We start from the raw sequence: 11,566 nt of genomic DNA on the forward strand, positions 1-11,566 counted from the left end.
CAGTTGTAGGGGCGAAAAATTTTTCGCCCCTACGATTCTAACGGCCTAACAATTCTTCTGCCCGCTTGGCCAAGTTTTCCGCCCTCAAACCGTTGTAGGCCATAATCTCTCCAGCGCTCGAAGCCGTTTCTCCCCGTTTCCAGGCAAAGGTATCGCGCTTACAAGTACTGCGCAACATCACGGGTTCTAATAGGGCACTGGCTCCTCCAGTAATGCCAATTAAGGCATCACCAGCAAACAAACGATCAAACCCAGCATCATCTAAGAAATGGCTATCCTTTTCTGTGCAAGTTTCCCAAGCGACATCGGTGGGACGATATAACCGTCGGGGATTAATTACGGAAACGATACGCACGCCAATGCCCTCATCTTCTAATTCTAGAGCGGCTTCAAACGTGGGAATTAAGGGCATATCGCCAATTACAGCAAACACGACCTTCTGTTTCCCTTCTGTTTCATGGAGAATGATTCCCCCATCTTGAAGAGCCTGACGGGTTTGGTCGAGGGTAGTCCGAACTGGTAAGGGGGATTTACTGGCAGTAATCGTAATTCCCTTATTCTTGGTTCCCAATGCCCATTCATAACACACTTGGATACTGTTGGCATCGCAGGGGAAGAGGGGAAAGATATTACCATTTCGCATCATGGCAGCAAAATAATTTTCAATTTCTGGCCGTTGGTGCGTCCAACCGTTGCGTCCTTGCTCTAATGCTCCAGCAGTGAAGAGGGTAATAGTTGAGGGGGTAGGACGGCGCAATTCTGCCATGGCTTGAGTTACGGTTTGCCAAATCGGCAGGCCGTTGATGGCGAAGGATTCATAGGAACACCAGAGGGTACGCACTCCAAAGAGGGCGAGTCCTGCGGCTAACCCTGCACAGGCATCTTCACTTAAGGGTTCATAGACTTGGCCTTGGGGCCCTTGGAAGTAGTCTTCATCGGGGGTGGGATGGAGGATTTTCAGACCGATATTGACGTTATTAATCCCCGATGCAGCATTACCATCGGCGTTAGTAAGCAGGAAGTTGGGGTCAGTTTTGCCCACATGAACGATTAACTCACCCATGGCGGTGGTGGCTACTTTTTTGTCACCTTTGACGGGATATTCAGTGAGAGGCAGTTGGCCGAGTTCGGGTACGGGGAGTTCTTGTTCGGTGACGACATGGCTAGAAGCAGGGCCTCCAGCAGAGCGCTCAAAGTTGGTGCGAACGAGTTGCCAGCCTTCAGGGGTGAGGGCGCGTTCTTGAAGGGCACTCACGATGTAGTCTTTTTCGGTGTTATCTCCGGGATAGAGGTTGTGGGATTTTGCGCCACGTTTGTGAACACCTGCACCTTTGAGTTGTTTGACAATGAGGACGGTAAGTTTACCCCCTAGGGCAGATTGGGCGGCTTGGTGGGTGGCAGCGAGGAGTTCTTGCACGAATTCAAGCCGGTTTTTGAAGGAGAATTGGGTGCTGTCCACATAGTCTCCGGGTTGGTTGGTGTCGTCGAAGTCTTTGGCATTGACGAGGATGACTTCTTCAAAGCCGTTACCTTCCCAGTATTGGATCATTGCTTCGTTGGTTTTGGTGGAGACCATGCTGTGGTGTTCTTGGGAGTAACCGTTCCAAACGAGGATGGGAAGGAAGTTGGTGATGTGGGGAAAGGCGGTGTGGAAGTGGCCGAAGCTGCTCATGATGTAGGGTTCGCCGAGGCCGCCGTCGCCGATGGTGACGGGGAAGAGGATGCCAGGGTGGAGTTTGGCTCCGGCCATGGCGAAGTGTTGCCCTTGGCCGAGGGGGCCGGCTGGGTTGAGGAGTCCGGGGATTTGGCCGGAGAGGTGGCCGAGGAGTCCGTGCATTTCCCGAAAGCGTTCGCGCATTTGTTGCACGGTTTGGATGCCCATGTCTTCGAGGGAGCGGTCGAGAAACATATTGCTGTAGAATCCGGGGGCGTGGTGACCGACTTCGGTGAGGATATTTTTGTGACCAAGCATGACGAGGGCGGCGATCGCCTCGGCAATACTAGCAAATCCACCAGGATGTCCCGATTGTTTGGAGGCGGTGATTTGTAGGGTCAGATACCGCAAGGCATCGGCCGCTAGGAGCGTTTGATAGGCGGCACGCGGGTCGCTGGGGGAGGTAATAGCTGTTTGTCCTGCTTCAATGGCAGGTTCGGTTCCGTAGGTGGCAAATTCCGGGAGGCTGTCAGCAAAATATTGGATACCTTGACAAAAGGGGGAAACAGTGGTATTCACGGTCATGAGCAAAAAAATCCTCTGGCGTGGTTGGAGATGGTTAAATAAATCTTACAATGTTGCTGGACAGTCCATTGGGTAGGGTCTATTGGTTAATTTCCTAGAAAACCATAAATAAGAAATTATAGATAAAAACTTTTCCATCGAAATATACGGAAAAAAAGAGAGGAGAAAAGGAGTAGAGTGATAGATTCAACTGAGTATTCAGTAGAGATGGGGAATCTGTTCACTGGGGTAAGTTGATTAATAATCTCAGACAAAAAAATCACTGCTTGAGACCAGTCTAGGGATGGAAATTAGGGTATAACAAACCAGAGTAGTGTTTAGTCATACCCTTTATATACTGAGAAAATGACAGGGTCTGAGGAATGGAGTTACAGTGAAGACCCTTGCTAGAATTGTATTTCATAAGGCGGGTCGCCCTCGGATTGACCTGATTGCCCTCTAGAACTGAGAACCCCTGTTAATGAAAGCCTTTAGTTTTTCCAAGGTTCCCCCGATTTATTTTGGTGCTGGCCAAGTTCAAGAATTATCCAATTTAATTACCCAATTTGAGGGTAAGAGGGTCTTGCTGATGACAGGGGCCAAGTCTCTAGAAGCATCGGGTAAGTTAGACGAGATTAAGACTAATTTAAGTCGGTCGGGTCAGGTAGTATATCACAGGATTTGCGATCGCGAACCGACCGATGCTTTGATTGATGGCATCTGTGCGGAGATCCGCGACTTCTCGATTGATGCGATCGTCAGTATTGGCGGTGGTAGTGTGATTGATGTGGGAAAAGCGATCGCCTCTGATATTCCTCCAGAGTCTGGGGCGATCGCTCATATCCAAAGCCTGGCAAGCAAACCATGCTTCACCCACCCCAAAATTCCCTTAATTGCCATTCCCACTACCTCTGGTATGGGAAATGAAGTTACCCCGAAAATGGCGATCGACCGGATTGAAGCTCGAGGAACCAAAACCTTTTTCACTCACCCCCAATTCATTCCAGATGCCGTCATTATTGACCCAGAACTCCTGATTTCCTGCCCTCCCGATCTCACGGCTACGTCTGGGTTAGTCACTTTATCCCACTTAATAGAAGCTGAGTGTGCTCTGCATACCTCAGTCTTAACGGAAGCGATTATCTGGAGTGGCTTAGAAGCTCTCAAAGATAATTTGCTGCTTGCTTGTGCAGTCGGAGCCACTAGCCAAGCAGTGCGTGGAAAAATGGCCTATGCCTCCTGTGCATCCGGTATTAGTCAATCGAATAGTGCGATCGGACTGCTGCAAGGACTCTCTCTCACCCTCAGTAGTTTTTGCCCCATTCCCTATCGTATCGCTTGTAGTACCTTAGCGGGTTCTGCTCTGCGGATGAGCTTAAAAGCGCTGCGAACCCGTTATGCTCAAAATCCCATTCTGCTCAAAATTGCTAAGGTCGGAGAACTCTTTGATGGCCGAACTCACCAAAGCCCCCATTATTATTGTGATGCCTTAGTCAATATTGTAGAAGCGTGGGTGCAAATTCTCCCGATTCCTCGTTTGGGTCAATATGGCATTCGTGCCCAGGATCTGCCTCCCGTCATCGAAAAAACCCTCGATTACTGCCCCAATGTAGATCTACATCGAAATGAGATCTACTCCATCTTACAGGACCGATTGTAGCGCTTTGGGCTGTCGAGGACATGAAACGGGCTGGTCATGGATCATCAGTCATCGGTCAATTGCTCTTCTTCGATGGCTAGAGGGTAAGCCAATCTTATTAGTGATAACAAAAAATTATATAAACGAAGACTTGCTATCTACTAAGCTTATGTATACACTGAAAGTATGAAAGCAATCGGAGCAATGATTATGTTCAAGTTTCTCTTCATCCAACGTCCTACTAACCCTGAACTGCAAGAAAGCGATCGCACCATTACCCATTACTTACATCCTTTACGTCAATGGCTCAATCGGTTAGAAATCCGTGATGAAAACATAGCCCATTTTCTCTGTCGTCTGATTCCAGTTCAGTGTCCTTTTGCTCGCGACCTCTATTTATTCGGCCGTAAAATCGGTCATATTCCCCCCTTATGCAAGTTAAATCCACTCTATGAAGAAGTGGTTGGACTGCGATTCCGCGCTCTGTGTTATTTGGCTGATGAATGTGGACAAGATATTCGCATTTATTGTTAAGCACACCGCGCTGGTAATCGGTAAAACCTGCTGTAACTCAAAATCGTTTACAACTCGTATAATGTTTTGAACCACTTCACAAAGTCCTGTGCTTTCGGATGATTCGGATCGAGGATCTTTTGCTTAACTGCATCGTGCAATTGTCGTCCCGGTGGATCTTGCCAAGCCAACCAGGTATAGATATTCGCTTTATCCCCATGAGAAGATTTAAAGGTTGCGCCTTTTTGCTTGGCTTCTTGAGCAACTTCTTTGGCATACTCCCAAAGCCGTTGACTTTCATCTCGAACAAGATATTTTAGGAATGTTTCTAACATCCCTTGCGTTTGGTTATCTGGCATAATCCAAACTCCGAATTGAATGCCATCAGGAGTGACATGAATCAGTCCTGATGTGGGGAGTTGTTCGGGAATAACTCTGAGATCTTCTTTTCCCTCAACTATCAATTTTTTGGGATTAGGTTTTTGTTGACGTGCCATCGCTAACGAACCTCAATATCTTGAGTCGCTGCGATCGCGATTTCCTTTTCGCTAAAAACAATACTTTGAGGCTTATCCCGTTCGATGCGGTCGATTCTAATACCCTCTTCTGCGGCATCCTCTTCACTAGCGATGGTGGCTAAACTGCGCCAGCAGTCACTTGTATTGTATAATCATAAAACAGGTTTTGGATGGCAAATTCGACATCTTTAATTTGGTAATTATAAGAAGATTCGCCTCGTGTTTCCATGGAAATAAGAAAACTATCAATATCATCTTGGGAACAAAGGAGTTGAATCCCTTCTAGGATAGAGGTTTTACCGCAATTGTTGGCTCCTACGAGCAGATTTAAACGACCGAGATCTTGCAGATCTAAAGATTGCAAGCCACGAAAATTCTCAATTTTTACGCTTCTGAGCATAGAGCAAACTCGCTAGAAGAACGAGAAGAAAACCAATAGAAGTTTAACATAAGGAGAGAACAGAATTTGGTATAATTTCATGAGTTCTTGCTCTATCCAAACCCATGAGTACCCAACCGAAAATTATTGTTCTTGACGACGATCCCACCGGCTCACAAACGGTACATAGTTGTTTGTTGCTGATGCAGTGGGATGTGGAAACCCTGCGGTTTGGTTTAACGGATGATTCGCCAATCGTATTTATTTTGACGAATACGAGAGCGCTAACTCCAGAAGAAGCGCAGCAGGTGACGCTGGAAGTGTGCCAAAATCTAAAACAGGCGATCGCCGCAGAACAGATCGAAAACTTCTTAGTTGTCAGTCGCTCGGACTCCACGCTGCGGGGCCATTATCCCATTGAAACCGATGCGATCGCCTCCGAACTCGGTCCCTTTGATGCCCATTTTCTCATTCCTGCGTTCTTTGAAGGCGGACGGATCACCCGTGATAGTATCCATTATCTGATGATCGACGGAACCCCAACCCCCGTCCATGAAACCGAATTTGCCAAAGATTCCGTCTTTGGTTACTCCCACTCCTATCTTCCCGATTATGTTGCCCAGAAAACCCAAGGTCAAATTAGCAGCGATCGCGTCCAACGGTTTCTACTCGAAGACATTCGCGAAGGCAGCTTTGATCGCTTGATGACCCTCAGTAATAATCAATGTGGAGTCGTAGACGCAGAACATCAAGTCGATCTAGACTGGTTTGCTGGTGACCTATTGCGAGCCAGTTCCCATAGCAAACGTTTCCTCCTCCGTAGCGCTGCCAGTATTCTTACCTCCCTTGCTCAACTGCCTTCCCAACCCGTCATGGCTGAACACATGAATCAATATGTGCGCGAAGGCAAACCAGGCATAATTTTAGTCGGTTCCCATGTGCAAAAAACCACAGAACAACTCTCCCAACTGCTGGAAGAGCCAGAAATTAGCGGTATAGAAGTCGATGTGAGCCATTTACTCAAAAATGACCCAAACAGTCAAGAAGACCTCATAGAAAGCATTTCAAGCCAAGTTCAAGACATCCACAGCCAAGGCACAACCCCCGTTATCTACACCTCCCGCCAAGAACTCACTTTTCCCACCATTCAAGCGCGGCTCGACTTTGGCAAACAGGTATCCCACGTCCTAATGAGTGTAGTTCAGAACTTACCGGAAGACATCGGCTATTTAATTAGTAAAGGCGGAATTACCTCGAACGATGTCCTCAGTCACGGGTTAGCTCTGCGATCGGCTCGTCTGCTTGGCCAAATTCTAGCCGGATGTTCCCTCGTGCGTACTCCCATCGATCATCTCCGATTCCCCAACTTACCCGTCGTCCTCTTTCCAGGGAATGTTGGCGATCGCCACGGGTTAGCCACCGTCTATCAACGATTAAACCAGCCCTCTGCTCACTGAAGCAACTTAACGGGATCTTAGCCGTACCATTTTATGAAATTATGGTTAAAAGAGTTTTGCTGCTCCCCCACCCTAAGCCATCCGTTCTTAGTTGCGGAGCAGCACGACTCCGTTGGAGGAAAACACATTTGGTCAACGCTAACAACTCAACTATGAAATACCGCGCTTTTATTTCTGTCATCTTAGCCTTGTGTTTGAGTCTGATTACCGCCTGTAGTGAAGGCCCAGCCGTAGGCAGCGACTACACCTACGATGATATTAAAAACACAGGTTTAGCGAATAACTGTCCCCAATTGGAAGAAACCGCTAGAGGTTCCATTCCCCTAGATTCCAGCAAGACCTACGTCTTAACTGATTTATGCTTGCAACCTAACGACTATTTTGTTAAAGAAGAAGCCACTAGCAAGCGTAAAGAAGCTGAGTTTGTACCCGGTAAAGTACTTACCCGTAAAACGTCCAGCCTTACTCAAGTTTATGGAGACCTGACCTTTAATTCAGATAAAGCTCTGACTTTTGCTGAAAAAGGTGGAATTGATTTCCAAATTGTTACCGTACTCCTACCTGGAGGTGAAGAAGTTCCCTTCTTCTTTACTATCAAAAATCTCTTGGCTCAAAGTCAACCGAGTGCAGATAGCATCAATACCTCAACTGATTTTGAAGGTAAATTCCGAGTTCCTTCCTATCGGGGAGCCACCTTCCTCGATCCAAAAGCCAGAGGGGTAGCGACCGGTTATGATAATGCCGTTGCCTTACCCTCTAGCGCAGATGCTGACGATTTGACCCTGGCTAATGTGAAACGGGTTCAAGTAGGTGAAGGAGAGATTTCTTTACAAGTCACGAAAGTTGACCCCAGCACTGGAGAATTTGGTGGAATTTTTGTCAGTGTCCAACCTTCGGATACTGATTTAGGGGCCAAAGAGCCTGTAGATGTGAAAATCAAAGGTATCTTCTACGGTCGTGTAGAAGAAGATTTAAGCTAATTTCATCAGACTTTGATTGAAGTAGGGACGAAGAGTGTTCGTCCCTATTTTTTGCCAATGCTTCATGCTAGAGAATAGGGAATAGATTTTAGAGGATTAGCCAACCGAGAATTTCTGAGACACTCAACTGTAGATCAATCCCTTCTAAAATAGGCAGTTGTGCGTCAGTCGTAAATCAATCAATGCGTTGATGTTCTCCAATGACCCAAGTACTTTCTTCTGCGGGATTAATTAGCCATCCCAGATTGGTGCCTGCTTGTGAACAATGCAATAATTTATCTAAGGCCTGAGAGTGATTTTGGTTAGGCGATAAAATTTCAATAGCCCAATCGGGATGAAGGTCAAAACGATTGGCAATTTTTCCGCTATCAGTTCGGGGAATTCTTTCCCAGCGAAAGACAGCAATATCGGGAACCATAGAACGTCCCCCAAAGGTACAGCGCAGTTCGGGAAACGCACAAGCAACCTTAGCCGTTTCTGCCACTGTATTAATCGCTAAACAGAGCCTGTATTGTAAGCGACTATATTCACCTTGGGGCATCGGTTTTTCCTGAATGGTTCCGTTGAGATATTCTAGAGCTGGTTTGGTTTCTGGACGCTCCAGAAATTTCTCTAAGCTTAGGGATGGAGTTAGGGCTTGAATCATCTGGATTAGGGGATTGATGGGATTTTATTCTAGCAAGTTAGAACTAGCTCATGGCGATCGCCAATTCTCTAAGAGTCCTAGAATTAAGTTAAGACAAGAAAAAAGTTTTCCCAGAGTGACACAACAGGGATAAGTATCCTTATCCCTGCTATATGACCTAAAAACAAGAAACCACCGAAAGATCCGTCGGTGGTTCAGAAGGAGAGTCATAACCCTTAAATCCAAGGGTTCTAAAGCTGATTAAAGCTATAGAATCAAGGCCGATCTATTTTGCACCTACTAATTCCGGTTCTTTTTCCCAATTAACCCAATCTTGGGCTTTTAGGAACGTGGTATAAAGCTCTTCTTCTCGGCTGCCTGCTTCTGGACTATAGCAATATTCCCAACGTACCAGGGGAGGTAAGGACATCAGAATAGATTCAGTACGGCCATTCGTTTGTAAGCCAAAAATAGTTCCTCGGTCATAGACAAGGTTAAATTCTACATAGCGTCCACGGCGATAAAGTTGGAAGTTGCGCTCGTGTTCTCCGGCTTCTATATCTTGTCTGCGCTCAATAATGGGAAGATAGGCATCAAGGAAGGAGTTGCCACAACTTTGAACAAAGGCAAAGATCTCTTCCCAAGTATGAGAAGTGTCGCCAACTTTTTGACTATATTGTGCGGCTTCTCCTTCAGGTTTGGGGCCTCGATAGAGTTGCCCCCGACCATCTTGGTAATCAAAGAAAATTCCACCAATACCTCTAGCTTCTTGGCGATGCTTGAGGTAGAAATATTCATCACACCAGCGTTTGAAGGCAGGATAATATTCTGGATCGTGTTTATCGCAAGCATCCTTAATAGTTTGATGGAAGTGAATCGCATCTTCAGTAAACGGATAGTAGGGAGTTAAATCAACACCACCGCCAAACCACCAAACCGGGCCGGCTTCAAAGTAGCGATAATTCAGGTGAACGGTAGGAACATAAGGGTTACGGGGGTGCAACACCATTGATGTTCCGGTAGCAAAGAAGGGATGACCTGCTGCTTCAGGACGTTGGGTAAGGATAGAAGAGGGTAGTCCTTCTCCCCAAACTTCGGAAAAGTTCACTCCACCTTGTTCAAAAACTCGACCGTCTCGGATCACTCTGGAACGACCGCCACCTCCTTCGGCCCTTTCCCACTGGTCTTGTTTAAATTTAGCTTGACCATCAATCTTTTCTAGTCCTTGACAGATGTTCTCTTGTAAACCCATCACCCAGGTTTTAAACCGTTCGCGAGAATCTTTAGGAGGGAGGTTGGAGGTTTCAGAATGACTCATAGTAACTTCGTAATAACGTTGTAGACTCTGTTGGTTTTGTTTGGAATTTCAACTCTAATCACTCTATAGCGATTAAACTCAAATTGATGATTTTTTTTCAAAACTTAATACTGTAAGGAGTACAGGCGATCGCTACACCCCTCGACTCCTTTTGCTGTAACCAAGGGAAAAAGCACCCTGAACATCTGCCTCAAACTCTCTCCTACAGTTAGCTTTGTCCCCAGATCCTCTCAGCGATCGATCAATCCCAATCTAGATCAACAAGCGTTCTCTTTATGGACTTTTGCATACAACAAAGAAGAACCGTAAAGCAATGTAAATATTTTATGAGAATTGACGATCAATTCTTATCTTCGTTATAAACTGATGTATCGATAAACTGATTTTGCACCTGATTATGGTTAAGACGCTCTCACAACCGACGATAGAAGAACTCAAGCCAGGGGTAAAAGCTCCAGTCAAGGAAACCCTGCTGACCCCTCGGTTTTATACGACTGATTTTGAGGCCATCGCCTCGATGGATATTTCTAGCCAAGAAGCTGAACTTCGGGCTATGGTGGCTGAAATGAAAGCGGACTATAACCGCCATCACTTTGTCCGGGATGAGAGCTTTGACCAGTCTTGGGAACATCTTGATGAAAAAACCCGCGCTACATTTGTAGACTTCTTAGAGCGCTCCTGCACTTCTGAATTCTCCGGCTTTTTGCTCTTTAAGGAACTCTCCCGTAAGCTCAAAGACACTAAGCCCCTATTATCAGAAATCTTTAATTTAATGGCGCGGGATGAAGCCCGTCATGCTGGATTTCTGAATAAGGCCATGAGTGATTTTAAGATCTCTCTGGATTTGGGTTATCTGACGAAAAACCGCACTTATACATTTTTTAAGCCAGAGTGGATTATCTATGCGGTCTATCTGTCGGAAAAAATTGGCTATTGGCGCTACATCACCGTTTACCGTCATTTAGAGAAACACCCAGAATATCAGTTTTATCCGCTCTTCCGGTTCTTTGAAAGCTGGTGTCAGGATGAAAACCGCCATGGGGATATTTTCACAGCCCTATTGCGATCGCAGCGCCATATGTGGGATAGCTGGACAGGACGACTCTGGGCCCGCTTTTTCCTGCTCACCGTCTTTGTTACTCATTCTCTCACTGTAGATGAGCGTACTGACTTTTATGAAATGATTGGTTTAGATGCTAGAAAGTATGACCAAACTGTAGTTTGCAATACCAATGTTACAGCGGGTCGGGCTTTCCCAGTCATGTTAAATGTGGATCATCCAGAATTTTTCCCACGGGTTTATCGCTGTTCAGAGCGCAACATGGAGCTGGCAGCAATTGATAAGAGCAATGCCCCTAAAATTGTCAAATTCTTCCGTAAACTCCCCTTAATGGCTGGAATTGGCTGGGATATGCTGCGTCTATATCTGATTAAACCCATTGATGCAGAAGCTATCCGGGATACCGTGTGTTAAGCCAGAAACCGGGTTTCTATCAATATCTTTGACACTCAGCCAAGATTGAAAAAAGAAACCTGTCCTATCTTGTTTTTCTCTAGAGAAGAACAAGATAATTCTTTAAGGATAGGAGTAACAAGGTATTAACACCACAAGTCTCAAAGGTCGCTATAGCGACTTTTTTTAGCAAGATCTTACTGAAAACATCAACCAAAAGCTCATGATCGCATGACGATACCCTTTGACATCGTTCCTTACGCGTTTTCATTGGTGGAGCGAAATCATGGCTATACCTTGATTAATTAGCCCACTTGATATCCCCCCTTGAGATATCGTATTAATACAACAAAAGGTCTTTCTGATATCTTAGAAAGACCTTTTGTAAAAAATGGACCTGGCACCGAGCTATTTTGCCCAAGGGTGACCCCCAAAGTATCGTCGCCGCTGCTGTGTTTCACTGCCG

Annotated in this window: 9 protein-coding genes and 1 pseudogene; 5 read left to right on the forward strand and 5 right to left on the reverse strand. The window is 46.0% G+C overall.

What is annotated here, in order from left to right:
• Window positions 1–37 precede the first annotated feature (37 nt).
• Window positions 38–2,239 (reverse strand): phosphoketolase, encoded by a 2,202-nt coding sequence (locus J7529_RS14715; RefSeq protein WP_271938641.1) that lies wholly within the window; start codon window positions 2,237–2,239, stop codon window positions 38–40.
• A 460-nt stretch (window positions 2,240–2,699) separates the two neighbouring features.
• On the opposite strand from J7529_RS14715, the gene J7529_RS14720 reads away from it, so the two are divergent.
• Window positions 2,700–3,878: an iron-containing alcohol dehydrogenase gene (locus J7529_RS14720; protein WP_318729596.1), complete on the forward strand. Its 1,179-nt coding sequence runs from the start codon at window positions 2,700–2,702 to the stop codon at window positions 3,876–3,878.
• Window positions 3,879–4,067: 189 nt separating this feature from the next.
• A complete protein-coding gene (locus J7529_RS14725; protein ID WP_318729597.1) occupies window positions 4,068–4,391 on the forward strand; it encodes a Mo-dependent nitrogenase C-terminal domain-containing protein in 324 nt (107 codons plus the stop codon).
• 47 nt (window positions 4,392–4,438) lie between these two features.
• Here the strand turns inward: J7529_RS14725 and J7529_RS14730 are convergent, their stop codons facing one another.
• The gene (locus J7529_RS14730) at window positions 4,439–4,867 is read right to left on the reverse strand and encodes a DUF3226 domain-containing protein (RefSeq protein WP_318729598.1); all 429 of its coding nucleotides are present in this window, start codon (window positions 4,865–4,867) and stop codon (window positions 4,439–4,441) included.
• A gap of 139 nt (window positions 4,868–5,006) precedes the next feature.
• Window positions 5,007–5,288 carry an AAA family ATPase gene (locus J7529_RS14735; RefSeq protein WP_318729599.1) on the reverse strand — a complete coding sequence of 94 codons (282 nt, stop codon included), beginning with the start codon at window positions 5,286–5,288 and terminating at the stop codon, window positions 5,007–5,009.
• A gap of 104 nt (window positions 5,289–5,392) precedes the next feature.
• Here J7529_RS14735 and J7529_RS14740 point away from each other — a divergent pair, with 104 nt between their 5' ends.
• Together J7529_RS14740 and J7529_RS14745 are read left to right on the forward strand one after the other, a co-directional pair.
• A complete protein-coding gene (locus J7529_RS14740; protein WP_318729600.1) occupies window positions 5,393–6,724 on the forward strand; it encodes a four-carbon acid sugar kinase family protein in 1,332 nt (443 codons plus the stop codon).
• A gap of 152 nt (window positions 6,725–6,876) precedes the next feature.
• Entirely contained in the window at window positions 6,877–7,704 is an 828-nt protein-coding gene (locus J7529_RS14745; RefSeq protein ID WP_318698213.1) for a photosystem II manganese-stabilizing polypeptide, read from the forward strand.
• A gap of 88 nt (window positions 7,705–7,792) precedes the next feature.
• Here J7529_RS14745 and J7529_RS14750 read toward each other — a convergent pair.
• Together J7529_RS14750 and hemF are read right to left on the reverse strand one after the other, a co-directional pair.
• Window positions 7,793–8,350, reverse strand: a pseudogene (locus tag J7529_RS14750) (Uma2 family endonuclease).
• A 265-nt stretch (window positions 8,351–8,615) separates the two neighbouring features.
• Window positions 8,616–9,647 (reverse strand): oxygen-dependent coproporphyrinogen oxidase, encoded by a 1,032-nt coding sequence (hemF, locus tag J7529_RS14755; RefSeq protein ID WP_318729602.1) that lies wholly within the window; start codon window positions 9,645–9,647, stop codon window positions 8,616–8,618.
• Window positions 9,648–10,044: 397 nt separating this feature from the next.
• Here hemF and acsF point away from each other — a divergent pair, with 397 nt between their 5' ends.
• Window positions 10,045–11,121, forward strand: coding sequence for a magnesium-protoporphyrin IX monomethyl ester (oxidative) cyclase (gene acsF, locus J7529_RS14760; protein ID WP_318729603.1), 1,077 nt, complete (start codon window positions 10,045–10,047; stop codon window positions 11,119–11,121).
• Window positions 11,122–11,566: the final 445 nt, after the last annotated feature.

It is taken from the genome of Roseofilum sp. Guam (assembly GCF_017746735.1).
GTDB classification, from domain to species: domain Bacteria; phylum Cyanobacteriota; class Cyanobacteriia; order Cyanobacteriales; family Desertifilaceae; genus Roseofilum; species Roseofilum reptotaenium.